The organism is Ruegeria sp. CH11, from assembly GCF_056537105.1.
This window is the reverse complement of the sequence record NZ_JBQFQX010000001.1, coordinates 631,172-650,084: the sequence shown is the minus strand read 5'-3', so window position 1 is coordinate 650,084 and position 18,913 is coordinate 631,172. Positions and strand designations below refer to the sequence as shown.

The following is an 18,913-nucleotide window of genomic DNA, read 5'->3' as shown; positions in this document are numbered from 1 at the left end:
GGCCGCGACGGGGAGACTTTTCATGAGTTCCGAAACGCAATCCAATCGTCCGCTATCCGAAGAAGAACTACAGGATCTGGTCGCCTCATCCGATGCGGGCGGGCGCAATCCGGTCGGCAATGTCGGAATTTTTCTGGCCGTCGTGGCGGCGATCTGGTCGATTTTCCAAGTGGTTCTGGCCTCGCCGCTGGCCAACTATGTGTTGCCGGGCAGCGTGGTGAACAACGCACGGCAATTCCATCTGGCCTTTGCCATGTTTCTGGCCTTTGCCGCCTATCCGGCGCTCAAATCCAGCCCGCGGGACTATATCCCGATCCAGGACTGGATCATGGGTCTGCTGGGCACCTTCGTCGCGCTTTATGGATACTTCTTCTACAACAAAATCGTCGACGCGGGCGGTCTGGCCGATGACACGGATAAGTGGGTCGCTCTGGTCGGATTGCTTCTGCTGTTCGAGGCCGCGCGCCGCGCGCTTGGCCCGGCGATGGCGATCATCGCGACAATCTTTCTGGCCTACGTGTTCTTCGGCTCGTCGGAATGGGTCCCCGAGGTTATCCGCTGGAAGGGCGCAAGCCTGAAAAAGGCCATGAGCCATATGTGGATCACGTCCGAGGGCGTGTTCGGCATCGCCTTGGGTGTTTCCACCAAATTCGTCTTCCTGTTCGTTCTGTTCGGGGCCTTGTTGGATAAGGCCGGGGCAGGGAACTACTTTATCAAAATGGCGTTCGGCGCGCTTGGCCATCTGCGTGGTGGCCCGGCCAAAGCGGCCGTTGTAGGTTCTGCGGCAACCGGCCTGATCTCGGGTTCCTCCATCGCCAACGTTGTGACCACCGGCACCTTCACCATTCCGTTGATGAAACGCGTGGGCTTTTCCAGCGAACAAGCGGGCTCGGTCGAGGTTGCCTCATCCGTGAACGGTCAGATCATGCCGCCCGTAATGGGGGCTGCGGCCTTCCTGATGGTGGAATATGTGGGCATCTCATATGTCGAGGTGATCACCCACGCGTTCCTACCTGCGGCGATTTCCTACATCGCGCTGGTCTATATCGTGCATCTTGAGGCGGTAAAGCGGAATATGCCGACGCTGGGCGACCGCGACGTGCATCTGGCGCGCACCGTTGTCGGGATGCTGTCCTTCTTCCTGGTTTTTGCCGGTCTGTGCTATGGCTCGCAATTCCCGGTCGATGCGGTGACCGCATGGGTGCCGTCTGCAGCGGGTCTGGTTCTCAGCCTGATCGTTTGCGCGGTTTACGTTGCTCTGCTCTATTTGGCCGCACAGGTGCCGGATCTGGAACCTGACGATCCAAACGCCAAAGAGGTGCAACTGCCGGTCATCGCCGATATCTACAAGGCCGGTCTGCATTACCTGCTGCCGATCATCGTGCTGGTCTACTTCCTGATGATCGAGCAGAAGTCACCGGGCCTTTCGGCCTTCTGGGCCACGGCGCTGCTGTTCGTGATCCTGCTGACGCAGAAACCGCTCAAGGCGATGTTCCGGGGGCAGAGCAATCTGTACAACACCTTCATCGACGGCGTTGCCGATCTGTGGCAAGGCCTGATCGACGGCGCGCGCAACATGATCGGGATCGCTCTGGCCACGGCGACGGCGGGTGTGATCGTCGGCACCGTGACTCTGACCGGTGTTGGACAGGTGATGGCGGATCTTGTCGAGTTCCTGTCGGGCGGCAACCTGATCCTGATGCTGGTGATGGTCGGCCTGCTCAGCCTGATCCTTGGCATGGGCCTTCCGACCACTGCCAACTACATCGTCGTCAGCTCGCTGATGGCTGGTGTGGTCGTGGAACTGGGCGCGCAAAGCGGGTTGATCGTGCCGCTAATCGCGGTACACCTGTTCGTCTTCTATTTCGGCATCATGGCGGATGTGACACCTCCCGTGGGTCTGGCGAGTTTCGCCGCTGCGGCCGTGTCGGGCGGGGACGCAATCAAGACGGGGTTCACCGCGTTCTTCTATTCGTTGCGGACCGTTGCGCTGCCGTTTGTGTTCATCTTCAACACCGACCTTCTGCTCATCGACGTGACATGGGTCGAGGGGATAATCGTGGCCATATTCGCGACGATCGCCATCCTGGTCTTCACGGCGGGAACCATGGGCTATTTCCTGACCCACAGCCGCATCTACGAAAGCATCGCGCTGATTCTGGTGGCTTTTGCCCTGTTCAGGCCCGATTACTTGATGGACCGCGTTTCTCCGCCGTTCACCTCGGTCGAGCCTGCGGCCTTTGTCGAAACGATCGGCGAGACGCCACCGGGAACCGAAGTGCGCATGGTCATCAGCGGGCCGGATTTCGACACGCTTGAAATGACGGACACCACGGTCGTCGTGCCGGTCGGCAGCGAGGAAGGCGGTGCCGCGCGTGTCGAGGCGATGGGTCTTCTGTTGCTCGAAGAAGATGGCCTGATCAAGCTGGAAGAACCGATGTTCGGTTCGCCGGTCGCGGATGATCTGGATATCTTTGACTATTATGGCGACGACGCCGTGCGCCTGACCTCGGTCAGCCTGCCGTCCAGCCAGCCGCCCAAACAGCTGATGTACATCCCGGCACTGATCCTTCTGGGTCTGATCGCCTTCCTGCAACGCGGCCGTGCCGCCAGACAAGAGGTGCCAGCATGACCAATTCCGTACTTTGTGCTGTCGATATCAGCAATGGTGATCTTGACGTCGGCGTACTTGAGCGCGCGGCCGCGCTGGCCGATCTGGACGGTGCGCGGCTGGATGTGGTGACGGTCACGCCTGACTTCGGAGAAGGATTTGTCAGCAGCTTCTTTGAACCGCATCACCACGAACAGGTGATGCAGGAGGCCCACGATAAGCTGGTCGCTTTGTGCGAGGCCACCTTGGGCGCAGATCGCAACGCCAGCGTCCGCCACGTTGTCGCCACCGGTACTGCTTATCAGGAGATCCTGAAAACGGCCGAGGGTGCAAGCAGCGATTTGATTGTCATCGGGGCGCATAAGCCGGACTTCAAGGACTACTTGCTGGGTCCGAATGCCGCCCGGGTGGTGCGGCATTCGACCGTGTCCGTCTATGTCGTGCGCTAGGTGCAGTTAGTAGCCGGTCATCTCAAGATAACCCTGTCCGGTGTGGCTGCCTGAGACGCGCACCGGACCCTCCCAATAGGCAAACCGGGTGCCCATCCAGGCACCGGAGTTCATGGCGGCGACCTCGATCTCGACGTCCCTTTCCGGCAGGGTCACGCGCCAGTGTGTCGGGATTTCGCGGCCCGCAACGCTATCGGTTGCCAGCGGCGTAAACTGAACCGAACCGTCCGGCAGCGCAACGCTCTGCCCGTCAGACTCGATCCATGTGGCCGAGGTGAAATCGCCGCGCGCACCCCGTAGACGGAAGGCCATCAGTTTCTGTCCGCCCTCAAAGCTCAGCGAAAACCAATCCCAACCGGTCTGATCTTCGGACAAGGGTTGCGATGACCATTCGCGATCCAGCCACCCCTGACCGGTGACCGGCACATCGCCGGTCGGCAGGTGCAGCACACCTTGGACTGTGTAGAACGGCTGTGAATAGTAGTGACTTGCCTGTCCATCCGCCGACTTGACCGAATAGCCCCGGTCGCCGTGAAAGACCAAAGGGCCGGTGGCGGTCAGGGACAGGTCGTAACTGAAGTCTGCACCGCTCGCGGCCAGGTCCAACCTGTCCATCCCTGTCCCCTGCATGTGCCAATCGTCGATCCATGCGGCAAACGGCTCTGCCCGGACGCCAGCCTGCCCAATCCCTCCCCGCGAGAGCCGCTCGGCAAAGTGGTGGCTGTCGGGCGTGGTCACGGCGGCATGGCCCATCCAGATTTGCGGGCTTTGCCAGCCTTCGGTTTCAAAGGGCTTGAGAGCGGATCGGAACAGGGTCCACTGGATGCCGTAATCTTCGCCGTCGGCGTCTTGCAGGTTTGCGGTCAGATACCACCACTCGATCCGGTAGTCGGGATGCGGGCCATGGTCCTTCGGGAATTGAAGCGCATATCCGGGCTTTGGAACATTGAACCCTTCGGCGCTGGTCCCAAGCCCGGCGTAGCCCTGTGCGAAAGCACCGACTGGCAATAGCAATACTATCAAGAGGGCCTTAACGTTCATTTGCAAACACCCTTAGCAGGTCGGCAGGTGGCAGACGCATCAGCCGCAGCGCAGGCAGGGCAGCTGCGATGGCCGCCGCCACAAGCGTCAGCACGAACAGACGCAGCCAATCAGCTGGAAACAGGTACATTGGCAATCGCCAACCGAAAGCCTGCACGTTGATCACGGCCAACAGGACCCACGCCAATACAAGCCCCAGCGGCAGTGCAAGGCAAGCGGTAAGCGCCGCTAGCAACACGCTGCGCAGCAGCTCCAGCCGGGCCAGCCTTGCGCGGGTCAGCCCCAATGCCCAAACCGGTGCGACCTGAGGCAAACGCTGGGTCCACAGCGTCAAAAGGCTGGTCAGGATGGCGAACCCGGCCACGCCCAGTGTCAGAATGTTCAGCGCCGAAGTCACGACGAAGGTCTTGTCGAATATCGCCATCGACTGCGCCTTCATGGCACCTTGCTGAACAACGGCCGAAGCGGGCAGGTCGAACTGTTTTCGCAGCGCCTGCGCCAAATCCGTTGCGCTCGCGGGGTTTGTCCGGATGCCAAAACGACGGGTCGGTGTTTCCGGAACAATCTGGTCCAGCACAGGCATCGCAACGATGGCTTGCCCGGTCGGATTGCCATAGTCGGAATAGACACCGGCGATCGTCAGTATGTGATCTGTTCCAAGGGTCAGTTCATCGCCCTGCCAGAGATCCGCGCGCCGGGCCAATTGTTCATTGATCAGAATGGCGCGGTCCGCGTGCACCTTGGTCCAGGCTTCGGGCGCGCGGGCGATCAGCGGCCAGTGTTGACGATAAGTCGGGTCGTCGACGACTCCGTACAGGAACAACGGCCCGGTCTCATGCGACAGTTCAACGCTGCGGATCGGCAGAACCGCATCAACTTTCGGTGCCAACCAAGCGGCAATCTGGCTACCTTGCGCGTCATCCTTTGCGGTGACGTAGAGCTCGGAGGCCAGGCGTTGGTCCAGCCAGCCGGTAAAGGTCAGCCTGAAACTGGACACCATTGTGCCGACACCGATATTTGCCGCCAGCGCCAGCATCAGCGCCATCAGCGCCAGCGAAAGCCCGGGCAATTGAGACCACATGTCCGCCCACACCCATTGCGCAACCGGGCTTTTGGCACGGCGCGACAGCACCGTCAGCACTCTTGATAGCATCAGCGGCAACAGCAGCGCTGCACCGGTCAGCACTCCGGCGAGTAATACAAATCCGGCAAACAAGTCCCCAATCAGCAAAAACAACGCCACGCCACCACCGATCAGCGCAAATCCGGCGATTGCGATCATCCGCCCTGATGCGCTGCTGTGGCGCCATGCCTGCATTCCGGGACCGGCCAGCAAGGGCATTTTCGACAGCCGCCAAAGCGCGTGAAGGCTGGCGGCCAGCGTACCTCCCACGGCCATGACAAGCCCGGCCAGAACCCAAGTAAGACGCAGGGCCAATTGCCCCTCAACCGGCGCACCATAGAGACCACGTAGGGTTGCCGCGACATCAGGCAGAAGGGCTCCGGCAATGAAAAAGCCAAGAACCAGCCCAAGCGTGCCCCCGGTCAGTGCCAGCAGAACAAGCTCGGCCAGGATGATGCGAACAAGGCTGGGCATAGTAACCCCAAGCGCCCGAAGGGTACGGATCATCCCGCGGCGCTGGGAAAAAGCCAGACCGACCGTGCCGTGAACGATGAACAGCCCAACGGCAAAGGACAGCAAACCAAAGGCCGACAGATTGAGGTGAAAGCTGTCTGTTAGTTGTGTCGTGTCCATCTGCGCGGCCGGGCTCGTGCGGGTCAGATCAGGGGCAATATCGTGCAACCGAGGCAGGCCCATTGGCTGGTCAGGCAGAACCAGAAGTCTGGAAATCTGACCGGGCTTTTCCAGCAGAGCCTCGGCCACGCCGATATCGGTCAAGACAAAGCCCGGAGGCAATGCGGTGCTGACCAGGGCGGGTGGGTAGCCATCCTGCCTGTCAAACTCTGACGCCAGGTCCGGTGATATCAGCAGGAGCCCGGGCGCAGTCAGAATGTCCGCAGGCTCGGGTGGGGTCTCGCTTTGCTCAATTTGGGTGACAGCGGGCAGGGCGGGGGCTGCGACCAAGTCGATGCCCATGACCCGGACCGAGCGTCCGCCAACCCTGATCGAACCATCCAGCACCGCAGCAACCTGCCAGCCCGCGCGCCGCAGGTCGACGTATCGGGACAATGGCATCGGGCCGGACGGGTCCCGAATTTCGTCAAACTGTCCAAGGGCCAACTGGTTGCTTGCGCGGGTATAGCTGGCGCGGGCCTCGGCGTTGATCGCCTGCACCGCCGACCAAAGCCCCGTTGCCAGTGCGATGCCGGTCAGCAAGGTCAGCAGTTGCATCCGGTGCGTGCGCCAATGGGACAGCAGGACCAGAACAACTGCGCGGGTCATGTGATCCGACCACCCGTCAGATGCGCGCGGCGGTCCAGCGGGGCAGCGATGTCTGGCGAGTGTGTCACCAACAACAGCGCGGTACCCGTGTCGGCAACCAGCGCCAGCATAAGATCCAACACCACCGCGCTGGCGGTTTCGTCCAGATTGCCGGTCGGTTCGTCCGCCAACAGCAGCATCGGCCTGGAGGCCATGGCGCGACCGATGGCCACCCGTTGCTGCTGCCCGCCGGACAGATGCTCGGGGTATCGGTCCAGAACGTCGCGCAGCCCAAGCCGATCGGCCAAATGCGCAACCCAGTCCGGATCATGTCGGTCGGCAAGACGCGCGTGCAGCGACAGGTTTTGCGCCACGGTCAGCGAAGGAATCAGATTGAACTGCTGAAAGACCACCGACAGACTGGTGCGCCGCAACTCGGCCCGTCCGGCATCGTCCAGCGCCGATAGGCGCGTGTTGTTCAGTGTGATCTCACCCCCATCGAACCCGTCCAGCGCCGCCGCCAAGTGCAGCAGAGTGCTTTTCCCGCTGCCGCTTTCGCCGGTCAGGGCCAAAGTCTGCCCGGCATCCAACGCCAGCGACACGTCGTTCAGAACCGGTCGCCCGCCGGGATAGGATTTCCGTACATGGTCAAGTGTCAGCAGCATTGATGGCCTCATCCGGTGCCTGTCACAATGTGCAACCCCCGCTGCATCTGTCCAGAGCCCGCATTGGTGCCTTTCGCCGCAGGGTGCCGCCCGTTGCAGGGTTGTCCTGCGCTGCGTCAAAGCGCATTCTGACCCGGCGGCCCGGGCAAACAAAGGATTGATCTCATGTCATTATCGCAGCAGATTTTCTGGGGCAGCCTCTATCTTGGGATCTGCTTTCTGATCGAAATCCTGCTGCTGACTTGGAGCGTGGTGATCATCCGCAGGCTGCTGGAGAAATGGGAAAACCGCAGCGCCGTTCTGACCACTGCCGGTCCGATCTGTATCGCGCTGATGTTCATCGTGCTGACCCACACGGTACAGGTGTGGATCTGGGCCATCGTCTGGGTCACGCGCGATGTTCTGCCGGATTGGAACGAGGCGCTATATTTCTCGCTGGTGACGTTCACGACGCTTGGCTATGGCGACATCGTTCTGGGCGACGGGCTGCGCATCTTCGGAGCGTTTGCAGCGGTGACCGGGCTGCTGGCATTCGGTCTGTCGACGGCGTTTCTGGTGGCCCTCATGACCCGCGTGTTTCAGGAAAAGTTCATATCCTAGAGAATAGGTGCCACCAGCCGCGCGAGTGGCGCGCCATACCGGACATAGACTGGCTGTTGCGGCAGACGACGCGTAAGCTCGTAGCTGTTTTCAAAATCGGTTTCCAGCATGTCGGCGACCGCCTTCGCCGCACGATCATCAAAGAACAGGGCCATCGCTTCGAAATTCAATCGGAATGAGCGATTGTCCAGGTTGGTCGTGCCCACAGCGGCCAGCGTATCGTCAACCACAAACACCTTCTGGTGCAGGAACCCGTCGGTATAGCGCAGGACCTTAACACCGCATTCTCGGATCTCATCAAAATAGGCAAAAGCGGCCAACCAGGGCAGCCGGTGGTCGATGACTTCGGGCACCAGAATGCGAACATCGACACCGCGCAGGGCCGCGTGTTTCAGGGCGGACATAATGTCGATATCGGGCACGAAATAGGGCGAGGCAATCCAGACGCGCTTTTTGGCTCCGGCAATCGCGGAAAAGAACATCATCGAGCCGGTTTCGGTTTCGTCGCCAGGTCCTGTTGCGACCAATAGCGCATTCATGTCCTGCTCGGACTCGCTGCCGGCCCAGTCCAGCTTGTCGATCAAATCTTCATTGCGCGCCCAGTGCCAGTCTTCGGTGAAGATCAGTTGCAACTGACGTACGATATGACCGGTCATCCGGATATGGGTGTCGCGCCAGCGCCCGAAATGAGGGTTTTGTCCCAGATATTCGACGCCAATATTGTGACCGCCGATGAACCCGACCTCACCATCGATAATCACTGTCTTGCGATGATTGCGATAGTTCAGCTGAAACCGAAAATTCGGACCCCGCTGTTCGCGGGGCGAAGCGACGTCAATGCCTCCGGCGCGCATATCCTCGATATAGCTTTCGGGCAGGCCATAGCTGCCGACACGGTCGGTCATGAACCGGACGTGAACACCCTTTTGCGCGGCAGCAATCAGCTTTTGCTGCATCTGCTGACCCAGCGCGTCATCTCTGACGATGTAGAACTGAATCAGTATGTATTTCTCGGCGGCATCTATGGCTTCAAAGATCGAGGCAAAGGTCGCCTCGCCATCAATCAACAGCTCGGCCCCGTTCCCGCGTGACACCGGCAAATGGGCCAGCGCCTCGAACGGGCGTGGATTGATGCGCATCTTGTCCGGGTCCGGGCGCGAGAAATCTGCAAAGGACTTGATGCCTTCGACGACCCGCTCACTTTCGCGCCGAGCAATGCGATATCCGCGAAACCTGTGATGGCCCAGAAACAGATAGGCCGGAACCCCGATCATCGGGGCGGATAACAGGAAGACGACCCATCCCACGGCCCCTTGCGGGGTGCGCGCCGTCTGGGCAGCACGTACGGAAAAGAACAGGGCCGTGCAGTACAGGCCAAACAGAAAAAGCGAAACAAGCAGGGCCCACATCAGGTCGACATCATCCGGGTAATTCAGTTCGCCCCAGTGTAGACGCGAGACCAGTCGTTCGCCATATCCACAATGACCCACCCCATGTCAGGACCCTTGTCGAGACCATCAACCAGCTTGCCAATCGGGCTTTCGCGGTCATAGGCCCATTCGCGTTCATCGTCGGTATGATGCACCAGAATACCCAAGCGCGGCCCGTCGCCTGCGGTTGTCCATTCCATCATCGCAAAATCCCCATCGGAATTTCCTCCGGCCAAAATCGGACGGCGGCCGATGGTGCGCTCAATATTGATTGGTTTGCCTTCCTTGTCGTCGACAAAGGCGATGCCAGAGGCCTTGGCGATCACCGGCGCATCCCCGTCCGAGTCATAGGTCGTCTCGCCATAGGTTCCCAGCACCTGCTCGGGCGGGATGCCATAGGCCTCTTCGGCGAACACCCGCATGAAATGCAGCCCGCCGCCCGAGACGATATAGGTCTTGAAATCTTCATCGCGCAGATAGCGCAAAAGCTCGACCATCGGCTGATAGGTCATCTGGTCATAGGGCAGCCCGGTATCCGCATGCCGGGCGGTGTCCAGCCAATCTGCGACCGATGCCTGAAACGCGTCGACGCTGACCCCGGAATGCGAAGCGTTCACCACCTCGATCAGTGCGTCATGCCCGCCTTGCAGCACGGTCGCCAGATCGCCCTCAGCTGCGGCTTGCAAAGTCGGAGTACTCAGAATCGAAGGATCTTGTTCGGCCAGTTCGGCAAGGCGGTCCATCGCGAAGATGAATTGGAAATAGACCGGCTGTTCGGCCCAAAGCGTACCGTCATTGTCGAAAACAGCGATCCGTTCGGCAGGGGTCACATAGTCCGGCCCTTGGGGATCGGTTACGGCGGCGACAAAATCGATGATCCGCCCTTTTGCCTCTGATGTGGTCCAACTGGGCAGGGGGTCGGCCAAAGCGGACAGCGGGGCACAGGCCAGAAGGGCGCTTAGAAGAATATGTTGCATGAAAAACTCTCGGATAGCTGGAAAGAGGGCCACCATGTCCATGGCGGCCCCCAGTTTGTTTTCAACCCAACCTAGTTGTTTGTCGGGGTTTGCAGTTTTTCCATCACCTGATCCAGGTTGAAGCTGGCGGCTTTCTGGCGTGGCGGGAATTCCTGGAATGTTTCCAGGAAGTTACCGACATATTGCTGCGCCGGAACCAGGAAATAAGCGCGGTCCAGCAACCAATCATAATAGGTGTTGGAGGTACGATATGCGCGTTCGTACGGGTCGCGGCGCAGGTTGACGATCAGCGGAATGCGCAGCTCGGTCCAGGGTTCGATCCATGCGCGCAGCGTTGCCCATGCTTTCTGCTCGAGGAAGATCAGCTTCCAGTCATCATAGCGCAGGGCTGTCAGGTCACCATCATCCGAGAAATAGAAGATCTCGGCGCGGGGGCTTTCAGTGGCCTCACCTGTCAACAGGGGCAGGATGTTATAGCCATCCAGATGCACCTTGTAGTCGCGGCCCATACCCGACGAGCTATAGCCCGCCTTCAGCTTCTCCTTGATGTCCGGGTCACCCGCAACCGCAAGATATGTGGGCAGCCAGTCCATGTGATGCACGATTTCGTTAGTGACCGATCCGGCCTCGATCTGACCGGGCCAGCGCACCATCGACGGAACGCGCCATCCACCTTCCCAGTTGGTGTTCTTTTCACCCCAGAACGGCGTCGCGGCGGCATCCGGCCATGTGTTCATGTGCGGGCCGTTATCGGTCGAATAGTGAACGATGGTGTTGTCAGCGATGCCAAGCTCATCCAGCAGGTCCAGCAGCTGGCCCACATGCATGTCGTGTTCGATCATGCCTGCGGTATATTCGTCCGCTACGCGTCCGGAAATTTCGTTTGCCTTGGCGCGCATCTCATCCTTGACGTGGGTGCGGAAATGCATCCGCGTGCCGTTCCACCAGACATAGAAGGGCTGGCCCTGTTCATGAGCGCGTTTGATAAAGTCGATCGCGGCTGCGACGGTTTCATCATCAACCGTTTCCATGCGCTTACGTGTCAGCGGGCCGGTGTCCTCGATGGTGCCGTCCGCCTTTGATTTGATCACACCGCGTGGGCCATAGGCTTCGCGGAAGGTGCGGCCATCGGCCAGAACCGCATCGCCGGGATAGTCCTCATTTTCCGGCTCTTCCTCGGCGTTCAGGTGGTAGAGATTCCCGAAAAACTCATCAAATCCGTGGTTTGTCGGAAGATGCTCATCCTTGTCACCAAGGTGGTTCTTGCCAAACTGACCCGTGACATAGCCATGGTCTTTCAACAGGCCAGCGATGGTTGGATCCTCGACCTGCATCCCCAGATCGGCACCGGGAAGGCCGACCTTGGACAGACCCGTGCGAAACACCGATTGTCCCATAATGTACGAGGATCGACCCGCGGTGCAGGACTGCTCGCCATAGTAATCGGTAAAGATCATGCCTTCGTCAGCGACACGGTCGATATTCGGGGTCTGATACCCCATCAGCCCCATCGTATAGGCCGAGATGTTGGATTGACCGATGTCATCCCCCCAGATCACCAGAATATTTGGCTTTTGATCCTGTGCCCAGGCGGGCAGGGCCAGCATGACAGAGACCGAGGCCACGGCGAAGCGGCGCAGATTGCTGCGCCAAGTATCTGCAATCGAACGGGGTGGTGACATGATGTGCTCCTGAATTGAACGGGTCTTAATGACCCCTTGATTGAAAACTCATTGAAGGCGGCCCAGTTATTTGATCAGGCTGCCGACAAGTCGCTGATTCCCGTTAAGAAAAATTTGGATTTGACCGGGAATCGTACGGCTTTAGCTTAGGATATGATAATACCCGGAAACCTATCATATGATGAGATTGAAGAATACTAATGTTTGATAATGCGGGCGAAAAACAGCGGTTACTTGGCTCGGGCTGGTTGGCGGCGCGTGACGCCCAGTTTCAAAAGGACCTGCTGGATTGCGGTGTCAAAAAATCGTTCAAGACTGGCGAGGCGCTCTATCACTATGGGGACCCTGCAAACGGGGTTTACGGGGTATTGGCCGGCGCGGTGCAGGTCACGGCGCCTGCGGATGACGGGCAGGAATTCGTCGTCCACCGTCAGGGGGGTGGGTTCTGGGTCGGCGATCTTGCGCTGTTTGCCGATGCCCAGCGATTGGTCAGCGTGGTTGCAACGCAAGAAACACGAACGTTGTTCCTGTCTGGCTCGCGCATTGACAGGTTGATCCAGGCGAACCCCGAATATGTACGTGATTTCTATGCGTTATCGCATGAAAACATGCAGACCGCGTTGCGGATCATGGCCAACCTGGCGGTAACGGGAACCGAAAAGCGGCTGGTTCTGCGCTTGCTGCATTTGGATGAGGGGTCGTCAAAATCTGACGGCTGGATCGTTGTGTCTCAGGACGAACTGGCCGAAATGGTCGCGGTGTCGCAGCCCACGTTGCATCGAACCCTGCATCGACTGGCCGATCTTGATCTGATCGAATTGGGCTATGGCCGGGTCCGTCTGAAAGATCGCCGCAAGCTGATCGCCAATTGTCAAAGCTGACGTGAGGGATTCAGCGGCGGAAGACTTTCCGCCTTGCGATGCGGGGTTTGCCTAAAGGACCCAAGGGCTGACAGCGCCGCCGACCAATCCTCGGCACGATCTATGCCCTGCGCCGCATACCGCGCCGCGCCGATCTGTGCCAGATGCTGTTCCAGATCCGCCGCAGCCGCAGGGGCATCTGTGCGTGACTTCCACAGGTCCAGGGCGCCATACGCCGCAGACAGGTCGTGGGCCTTGAGGGCGTCTGTCAGTTGCTTCAACGCAAATTCGGGAGAGGACCGATAACGCAATTGCCGGGCCTCACGCCATGCGCTTACACGCGGCCTTAACCAACGCAGCGCTGCCCAGACAGCCAGACCAAAAAGCACCGCCCGGATCGCCAGTGACGCGATGGTTCGCGCGTCCGGCGGCTGCCAGGCAGGGGGTGCGAGTGTCAGGTCTATGGGGGCAATATCGATGGTCTCCACCTGATTGCTGCTCAGATTGTACCAGCGAACCGAAATGGGCGGCAGTTGCGTTTCACCGCCATCTTGCGCGAGGTAGACCACCTCATCTACGCGCTGCCCAGACAAAACGCCCCGGTCTTCGGTCTCGGTAAAGCGTGGTTCTTTGGGGTAGGCGCGCAGCAATGGGTCTTGTTGGTCGGGGATCAGTTCGGGCACAAGCAGGGGCGTTGTGCCAGTGATCTTCGCGGTCAACCGGCGGGTGATGGCGCCGCCGGATTGCACGTCGGTATCCCCTTCGATCTGTTGGTCCAACTCGAACCCGGTGGCGATGATCAACGGATCCAGATCGCGCGCCGCGTCGGGAACATTGGCGCTCAGAACGATCTTGGGCAGGGCGACGCTGACCTTGACCGGCGCGTTGCTGTCGGGATCGGCAAAGGTCACATCGATTTGTTGTGCCCCCAGATCCACCTCTCCGACCCGCAACGGATACAGGCGATAGCTACGCTGAACGCCAGACCAGGGTTCGCCATCGATGGTTTCGCTTATCGGGCCCGAGGCGCGCTCAGGCAGCCGGACGATCAGGTTTTCCTGCTCCAGTGACGGGAAGACCGGGGGCGCGGGCATGAAGGTTGGAACCAGCACCTTGATCCGAACGATGGCCGGTTGCCCAACCGTGACCGGATCGGTTGGCGCTTCGATCGAGACCTGTGGTTGCACTGGCGTCTGCGCGCGCAGTCCTGCGGGTAACAAAAGCATGAGCAAAAGAAGGTATCTCATTGCTGTTGCTCCTGATTTTCCAGAAGGAAGCGATTGCGCAGGAAATCCTGCATATCGGTGTCGATCGTGCTGATCCATTGATCCGCCGACAGGGCCTGCGCCCCGTCAGCCGGGGCTTGAACAGTCGTGTCCTTGCCACGGCCAGAGTCGTTGTCGAACACCGTGTCATCCGCTCCGATCCCGGCTTCTTCGCCGGTGTCTGACTGCTCGCGGGTGGTTTCGACATAGTCCAGAACCGCCTTGGCAACGTCGAGGTTATGCTGCGCCTCGGGCCAGTTCGGTCGCCTTTCCAACGCGGTTTCAAAGGCGGTTATCGCGGGCCGGTATTCCCGGTTGCGGATACGGGCCATGCCTTCGGCAAAAGCGGCGTCGGGCGTATCTATGTCTGCAAAGATTGCTGCAGCATCGGGGTATTGCCCGGCTTTCAGATGCGCATAGCCCTTTTGGTAGGGGTCCTGAAACAACTCTGCCGCGTCGGCAAAGCGCTTCTGGTTCATCGCGATCTGACCTTGCTGATCAGCGGTCAGGAACCAATCCCGCCAGCTGTCGGCAAAAGCCGGGCCCGAAGCCGGCAGCAGAAACAGCGCCAAGAACGCCCAGCGGATGACCCAGCCCTTTCGGAACCATAGCAGTGACAACAGCGCCGCTGGCCAGGCCAGCATCCAGCCACGATCCTGCCAGTCCAGCCGATCATCATCGTCCAACGCGTCGGAATAGGCCGAGTGAATCAGGCGTTGCAACCGAGCGATATCCCGGTCGTCATCCGCGAAGGGGACAACAGTTGCCCCTTTCAGCCCGTCCAGTTGCGGCAAGCGGTCGCCGCCGGGCCGCATGGTCAGAAAAAACACCGGAGATGTGGCAGCCTCAACCGCCGACAGTTGCGACGGATCGATATCGTCCAGCACGAACAGCACCGCGCCGGGGGTGTCGCTGTCGCTCAGAATCGTCTGGGCCAGGGTCAGAGCGTCACCTGCGGCATCCCCCGGCTTTGGCATCACCGCGGGCGTGAGCCCCTCCAGCAAGGGGCGCAGGATGTTGGCGTCTTCGGTCAGGGGGGCGACGCGATGCGGCGTTCCGGCATAGGCGATCAACGCGGTGCGCGCGCCTGCGCGTGCGTTGATCAGGTCGGTTACCTTGAATTTGGCGCGTTCCAGTCGCGACGGGGCAAGATCAGCCTCTTCCATGCTGTCCGTGACTTTCAGGGCGATGATCAAGGGCGCCGTGTCCGCGACCAGCGGGTTGGGCGCCCGCGACCATGTTGGCCCTGCCGCCGCCAGCGCGATCAGGGTCGCTGCGATCATTGCAACATCGATCGGGTAAATCCGCCGCCTGTCAGACGCGCCAAGTTGAAGCGCCGCCGCCAGATGTGGTGCGATCCCAGTTGGTAGCTGCGATTGAACCGTTGGCTTGGGTCGGATCACCCACCACAGCACGCCGATGGGAATGAGAAACACTAACCAAGCCACTCGGATAAAATGAAAATCCGACAGGGTGTCAATCATGCAGCACCTCTGCGCCGTTGCGCCACATGCAGTCCGGTTGAAGCGATCAGTATGACCAGCAAGGCCAGAGCCAAGGGATAATGCGCCAGGCTTTCACGAGGACGGTAGCTTTGGGTTTCCACGATCCGGGGGTTCAACTCATCAATGCGTTGATAGGTCTGTGCCAGGGCCTCCTCATCGTCTGCAAAGAAATATGCGCCGCCGGTGCGGTCGGCGATGTCTTGCAGCGCCGCCAGATCAACCCGATCCTCGCCCGAGGCATCGGGATCGCCGACCCCGATGGTGTAGATGACAACACCTTTGTCGGCGGCAATGGCCGAAGCGTTAACGGGGGTCATGCGGCTGGAGGTATCCGCGCCGTCGCTGAGTACGATCATCAGACGTTGATCAACGTCGCTCGACTCGAATGTGCGAATGCCGAGACCAATCGCGTCGCCCAAAGCGGTGTTCGGACCCGCCATTCCAACCTGAGTTTGATCCAGGAAGCCATTCAAACTATTGAGGTCTTCGGTAAAGGGGGCCTGCACAAAGGCGCGGGTGCCGAAAATGATCAGCGCCATACGATCACCTTGTCGTTGGGCGATGAAGTCGCGCAGAACATCCTTGACGGCGGCCAGTCTTTGTTTCGGTGCTCCGTCTGCCGAGGTGAAATCGCGCTGGTCCATCGAGCCCGAGATATCGAGCGCCAGTACCACGTCCCGCGCCGATTTCTCGATCACCACAGGTTCACCCAGCCGTTCCGGGCGGGCCAGTGCAATTACCAGCAGACTCCAGATCAGAGCGACCGTAGCGGTGGCAATTCTTGACCGCCTCGGGATCGTGGACCCTGATTGCGGCTCGACCCCGGCGGCTTGGGCGACATGGCGGAAGAATGGGATACGGATGGCGCTGCTTTCCTCGCGATGGGGTGGCGCGAACAGGTGGACGAGCACCGGAAGCGGCAGCAATACGAACGCCCACGCTGCAGCGAACGAGATCATCGTGGCCGCCTTTCCGGTTTGTGGGTTTTGACCCAGTGTTTGGCCAGCGCGATCAGATCGGGACTCGGGGCGGTGTCTCTATACGGAGCCTCGATCAGCTGATGGAATGTAGCCTTTGAAAATGATTTAGAATCAGATGTTTGCTGTATGAACGCCGTCCAATCTTCGCCGTATAGCCCGGCGACCTTCCTACGCGGATAGGCGACAAGGGCGGCGCGGCGCAGGGTTTCGGCGGCTTTCGCTGCACTCAGGTCCGGAGTTGACAGCTCGGCCAGCGCCGCGCGCCGATAGGCGTTCAAATGGCGATGCCTCAGAAGCGCGAAAACAACAGCGCCAAGGCAGCCTGCCAGAACAACCGCCAGCACCACCCATCCCCAGGTTTGAGGCATCATCGACACAGGCGTTGGCACCGGAGCTGGTTCCAGCATGTCCAGCAGATCGACCAGTGATTTGCCCTCGGTCTGGATTGCCATCAGCGGCCTCCTCGGTGGCCGAAGAGCCTGAGCATCTGATCCAATGCACCTTCTGCAGTGGTTAACGGCACAATTGGGAACCCATAACGGCGTGACCAGTGCTGTAGCTGCGCCAGGCGATTGTCGAGCGTGGACCGGATGCGCTGCGACAGGCCGGGTTCGGAGCTGTCGAGTTCGATCTGTTGGACGCCATCGGACACAGTGAGTTGCAGACCGGGTGAAAGTTCTTGTGCGCTGGGGTCGGAGACTTGGAACAATATCAAGTCGTTCGCAAGTGCTAGCCTACGCAGCAGGTTTCCGGATTCGTCATCAATCCCATCAAAATCGGAGAACACGCAGACCAGAGAATTGGTGTGCGCAATCGCGGCAGCCTGTTTCAGCATGTCGTTCAGGAACACTGTTGCATCGCCGCGCATCGCCGCATGAAGTCCGGAATTCAGCGCACCGACCGACGACAAAAACCGGCTGAGCGCGGCGGCGCGGCGTTGCGGCCGATGCTCGGCCAGATCGCCGTCTCCGAACACGATGCCACCGACACGGTCGCCTTGTTTCAGAACACTATGGGCCGCGATGGCTGCTGCCTCGGCCGCGATGACCGACTTCATGAACACCTGAGTTCCAAAGAACATCGAGACACGCTGATCCACCAGCAGCAGGGCCGGGCGGTCGCGTTCTTCAGTATAGACCCTGACATGCGGTTTGCCGGTGCGCGCAGTGACTTTCCAGTCGATCGTGCGGATGTCGTCGCCGGGCAGATAGGTCCGCAATTCCTCAAAATTCAGACCACGCCCGCGCAGTCGCGATGCATGACGCCCGTTCAGGATCGAGCGCGCCGGTTGGCGCGGCAGAAGGCTTAGCGCGCGTGCGCGTGCACCGAGGCGCAACAGGTGGTCCGCGTCCACACGGATGCGTGGATCGTTGGGATATGTTGCTGTTTGGCTCACGGTAACGCCACAAGGCGCAACATCTCGGCGATCACGTCATCGGCTGACTTCGCCGCCCCTTGCGCCTCGAAGCTGAGCGTAAGGCGGTGGCGGAAAACATCATGGGCAATCGCACGGATGTCCGCCGGATCGACATAGTCGCGCTGGTTCATCCAAGCATGGGCGCGACCGCATTTGTCCAGCGCAAGTGAGGCGCGCGGGCTGGCACCAATCTCGATCCAGCTGGCCAATTCGTCGCTCAGCGCGGCAGGCGTCCGGGTGGCTTGTACCAGATCGGCCATATAGCGATCCATCGCGTCTGACACATGGATTTGGCCAATCTCGGCCCGCGCGGCAAAAACCGCGTCCTGCGGGATCGTTGGCGGCGCCTCAGCAGAGCCGCCTTTGGTTGCTGCGATCTCTTCACCGCGCACAAGGCGGATCACCTCGACCTCGTCCTCGACCGGGGGGTAAGTGATCTGCACATGCATCAGGAACCGGTCCATCTGAGCTTCGGGCAGGGGATATGTGCCTTCCTGTTCGATGGGGTTCTGGGTGGCCATCACGATGAACAGGGGCTCCATCTTGTGGGTTGTGCCGGAGACCGTGACCTGCCGTTCCTCCATCGCTTCCAGCAGGGCGGCCTGCACCTTGGCTGGGGCGCGGTTGATCTCGTCCGCCAGAACGATGTTGGCAAAGATCGGGCCGGGCTCGAACCGGAAGGTGCCGCCGTCATCGGTCTGTTGAAACACCTCGGTGCCGGTCACGTCCGAGGGCAACAGGTCGGGAGTGAATTGAATCCGGCTGAAGCTTGCATCCAGATTGCGCGCCATGGCTTTGACCGCGCGGGTCTTGGCCAGGCCGGGCAGGCCTTCGATCAGCAGGTTTCCGTTCGCCAACATCCCGATCAGCAGGCGGTCGATTACCTCAGTTTGCCCGATGATGGATTGCCCCATGCGGGTCTTAAGATCATTTATCTGATTAAGTGCATTCATTTTTCGATCCAATCGACGTCATTTGTACTGAAGCGACGTGGCTGTGTGTCAGGATAGGTGGTCAGGAAAAATGTACCGTAATGACCGAAAGTTAG

At 60.0% G+C, this 18,913-nt stretch carries 16 protein-coding genes; 4 read left to right on the top strand and 12 right to left on the bottom strand.

Annotated features, from left to right (window positions below):
* Nucleotides 1-22 precede the first annotated feature (22 nt).
* Together ACR0LX_RS03195 and ACR0LX_RS03190 are read left to right on the top strand one after the other, a co-directional pair.
* Nucleotides 23-2,632, top strand: a complete 2,610-nt coding sequence (locus tag ACR0LX_RS03195) for a TRAP transporter permease (RefSeq protein WP_480782531.1) — start codon at nt 23-25, stop codon at nt 2,630-2,632.
* Nucleotides 2,629-3,060 (top strand): universal stress protein, encoded by a 432-nt coding sequence (locus ACR0LX_RS03190; protein ID WP_480782530.1) that lies wholly within the window; start codon nt 2,629-2,631, stop codon nt 3,058-3,060. Before ACR0LX_RS03195 ends, ACR0LX_RS03190 begins: the two co-directional genes overlap by 4 nt.
* A gap of 6 nt (nt 3,061-3,066) precedes the next feature.
* On the opposite strand, the gene ACR0LX_RS03185 is transcribed toward ACR0LX_RS03190, so the two are convergent.
* The 3 genes from ACR0LX_RS03185 to ACR0LX_RS03175 are packed head-to-tail and all read right to left on the bottom strand — an operon-like array spanning nt 3,067 to nt 7,149.
* Nucleotides 3,067-4,101, bottom strand: a complete 1,035-nt coding sequence (locus ACR0LX_RS03185; RefSeq protein ID WP_480782529.1) for a lipocalin-like domain-containing protein — start codon at nt 4,099-4,101, stop codon at nt 3,067-3,069.
* A complete protein-coding gene (locus tag ACR0LX_RS03180) occupies nt 4,091-6,505 on the bottom strand; it encodes an ABC transporter permease (protein WP_480782528.1) in 2,415 nt (804 codons plus the stop codon). Before ACR0LX_RS03180 ends, ACR0LX_RS03185 begins: the two co-directional genes overlap by 11 nt.
* Entirely contained in the window at nt 6,502-7,149 is a 648-nt protein-coding gene (locus ACR0LX_RS03175) for an ABC transporter ATP-binding protein (RefSeq protein ID WP_480782527.1), read from the bottom strand. The genes ACR0LX_RS03180 and ACR0LX_RS03175 overlap by 4 nt, the downstream gene beginning before the upstream one ends.
* A 165-nt stretch (nt 7,150-7,314) precedes the next feature.
* Here ACR0LX_RS03175 and ACR0LX_RS03170 point away from each other — a divergent pair, with 165 nt between their 5' ends.
* Nucleotides 7,315-7,749, top strand: coding sequence for a potassium channel family protein (locus tag ACR0LX_RS03170; RefSeq protein WP_480568785.1), 435 nt, complete (start codon nt 7,315-7,317; stop codon nt 7,747-7,749).
* On the opposite strand, the gene cls is transcribed toward ACR0LX_RS03170, so the two are convergent.
* The 3 genes from cls to ACR0LX_RS03155 all read right to left on the bottom strand — a co-directional run bounded on the left by cls (nt 7,746) and on the right by ACR0LX_RS03155 (nt 11,763).
* Nucleotides 7,746-9,158, bottom strand: coding sequence for a cardiolipin synthase (gene cls, locus ACR0LX_RS03165; RefSeq protein ID WP_480782526.1), 1,413 nt, complete (start codon nt 9,156-9,158; stop codon nt 7,746-7,748). The two genes, ACR0LX_RS03170 and cls, sit on opposite strands and share 4 nt — an antisense overlap.
* A 23-nt stretch (nt 9,159-9,181) precedes the next feature.
* Nucleotides 9,182-10,156 carry an HAD family hydrolase gene (locus ACR0LX_RS03160; protein ID WP_480782525.1) on the bottom strand — a complete coding sequence of 325 codons (975 nt, stop codon included), beginning with the start codon at nt 10,154-10,156 and terminating at the stop codon, nt 9,182-9,184.
* A gap of 71 nt (nt 10,157-10,227) precedes the next feature.
* Complete coding sequence (locus ACR0LX_RS03155) at nt 10,228-11,763, bottom strand: arylsulfatase (protein WP_480782634.1); 1,536 nt, start codon at nt 11,761-11,763, stop codon at nt 10,228-10,230.
* A gap of 275 nt (nt 11,764-12,038) precedes the next feature.
* Between ACR0LX_RS03155 and ACR0LX_RS03150 the strand changes: the two genes are divergently transcribed.
* Entirely contained in the window at nt 12,039-12,719 is a 681-nt protein-coding gene (locus ACR0LX_RS03150; RefSeq protein ID WP_480782524.1) for a Crp/Fnr family transcriptional regulator, read from the top strand.
* Here the strand turns inward: ACR0LX_RS03150 and ACR0LX_RS03145 are convergent.
* The 6 genes from ACR0LX_RS03145 to ACR0LX_RS03120 are packed head-to-tail and all read right to left on the bottom strand — an operon-like array spanning nt 12,710 to nt 18,818.
* The gene (locus tag ACR0LX_RS03145; RefSeq protein WP_480782523.1) at nt 12,710-13,945 is read right to left on the bottom strand and encodes a hypothetical protein; all 1,236 of its coding nucleotides are present in this window, start codon (nt 13,943-13,945) and stop codon (nt 12,710-12,712) included. The two genes, ACR0LX_RS03150 and ACR0LX_RS03145, sit on opposite strands and share 10 nt — an antisense overlap.
* Entirely contained in the window at nt 13,942-15,447 is a 1,506-nt protein-coding gene (locus tag ACR0LX_RS03140; protein WP_480782522.1) for a vWA domain-containing protein, read from the bottom strand. Before ACR0LX_RS03140 ends, ACR0LX_RS03145 begins: the two co-directional genes overlap by 4 nt.
* Nucleotides 15,444-16,427, bottom strand: coding sequence for a VWA domain-containing protein (locus ACR0LX_RS03135; protein ID WP_480782521.1), 984 nt, complete (start codon nt 16,425-16,427; stop codon nt 15,444-15,446). Before ACR0LX_RS03135 ends, ACR0LX_RS03140 begins: the two co-directional genes overlap by 4 nt.
* Entirely contained in the window at nt 16,424-16,900 is a 477-nt protein-coding gene (locus ACR0LX_RS03130; RefSeq protein WP_480782520.1) for a DUF4381 domain-containing protein, read from the bottom strand. Before ACR0LX_RS03130 ends, ACR0LX_RS03135 begins: the two co-directional genes overlap by 4 nt.
* A complete protein-coding gene (locus ACR0LX_RS03125; RefSeq protein WP_480782519.1) occupies nt 16,900-17,844 on the bottom strand; it encodes a DUF58 domain-containing protein in 945 nt (314 codons plus the stop codon). Before ACR0LX_RS03125 ends, ACR0LX_RS03130 begins: the two co-directional genes overlap by 1 nt.
* Nucleotides 17,841-18,818 carry an AAA family ATPase gene (locus ACR0LX_RS03120; protein WP_480782518.1) on the bottom strand — a complete coding sequence of 326 codons (978 nt, stop codon included), beginning with the start codon at nt 18,816-18,818 and terminating at the stop codon, nt 17,841-17,843. The genes ACR0LX_RS03125 and ACR0LX_RS03120 overlap by 4 nt, the downstream gene beginning before the upstream one ends.
* Between the last annotated feature and the right edge of the window lie 95 nt (nt 18,819-18,913).

What these genes read in the sequence shown, in the direction of transcription:
- ACR0LX_RS03180 (WP_480782528.1), bottom strand. Translation starts at nt 6,505, where the DNA reads ATGACCCGCGCAGTTGTTCTGGTCCTGCTGTCCCATTGGCGCACGCAC.
- ACR0LX_RS03120 (WP_480782518.1), bottom strand. Translation starts at nt 18,818, where the DNA reads ATGAATGCACTTAATCAGATAAATGATCTTAAGACCCGCATGGGGCAA.
- ACR0LX_RS03160 (WP_480782525.1), bottom strand. Translation starts at nt 10,156, where the DNA reads ATGCAACATATTCTTCTAAGCGCCCTTCTGGCCTGTGCCCCGCTGTCC.
- ACR0LX_RS03190 (WP_480782530.1), top strand. Translation starts at nt 2,629, where the DNA reads ATGACCAATTCCGTACTTTGTGCTGTCGATATCAGCAATGGTGATCTT.
- ACR0LX_RS03195 (WP_480782531.1), top strand. Translation starts at nt 23, where the DNA reads ATGAGTTCCGAAACGCAATCCAATCGTCCGCTATCCGAAGAAGAACTA.
- ACR0LX_RS03185 (WP_480782529.1), bottom strand. Translation starts at nt 4,101, where the DNA reads ATGAACGTTAAGGCCCTCTTGATAGTATTGCTATTGCCAGTCGGTGCT.
- ACR0LX_RS03140 (WP_480782522.1), bottom strand. Translation starts at nt 15,447, where the DNA reads ATGATTGACACCCTGTCGGATTTTCATTTTATCCGAGTGGCTTGGTTA.
- ACR0LX_RS03135 (WP_480782521.1), bottom strand. Translation starts at nt 16,427, where the DNA reads ATGATCTCGTTCGCTGCAGCGTGGGCGTTCGTATTGCTGCCGCTTCCG.
- ACR0LX_RS03155 (WP_480782634.1), bottom strand. Translation starts at nt 11,763, where the DNA reads ATGCTGGCCCTGCCCGCCTGGGCACAGGATCAAAAGCCAAATATTCTG.
- cls (WP_480782526.1), bottom strand. Translation starts at nt 9,158, where the DNA reads ATGTGGGCCCTGCTTGTTTCGCTTTTTCTGTTTGGCCTGTACTGCACG.
- ACR0LX_RS03170 (WP_480568785.1), top strand. Translation starts at nt 7,315, where the DNA reads ATGTCATTATCGCAGCAGATTTTCTGGGGCAGCCTCTATCTTGGGATC.
- ACR0LX_RS03130 (WP_480782520.1), bottom strand. Translation starts at nt 16,900, where the DNA reads ATGGCAATCCAGACCGAGGGCAAATCACTGGTCGATCTGCTGGACATG.
- ACR0LX_RS03175 (WP_480782527.1), bottom strand. Translation starts at nt 7,149, where the DNA reads ATGCTGCTGACACTTGACCATGTACGGAAATCCTATCCCGGCGGGCGA.
- ACR0LX_RS03150 (WP_480782524.1), top strand. Translation starts at nt 12,039, where the DNA reads ATGTTTGATAATGCGGGCGAAAAACAGCGGTTACTTGGCTCGGGCTGG.
- ACR0LX_RS03145 (WP_480782523.1), bottom strand. Translation starts at nt 13,945, where the DNA reads ATGAGATACCTTCTTTTGCTCATGCTTTTGTTACCCGCAGGACTGCGC.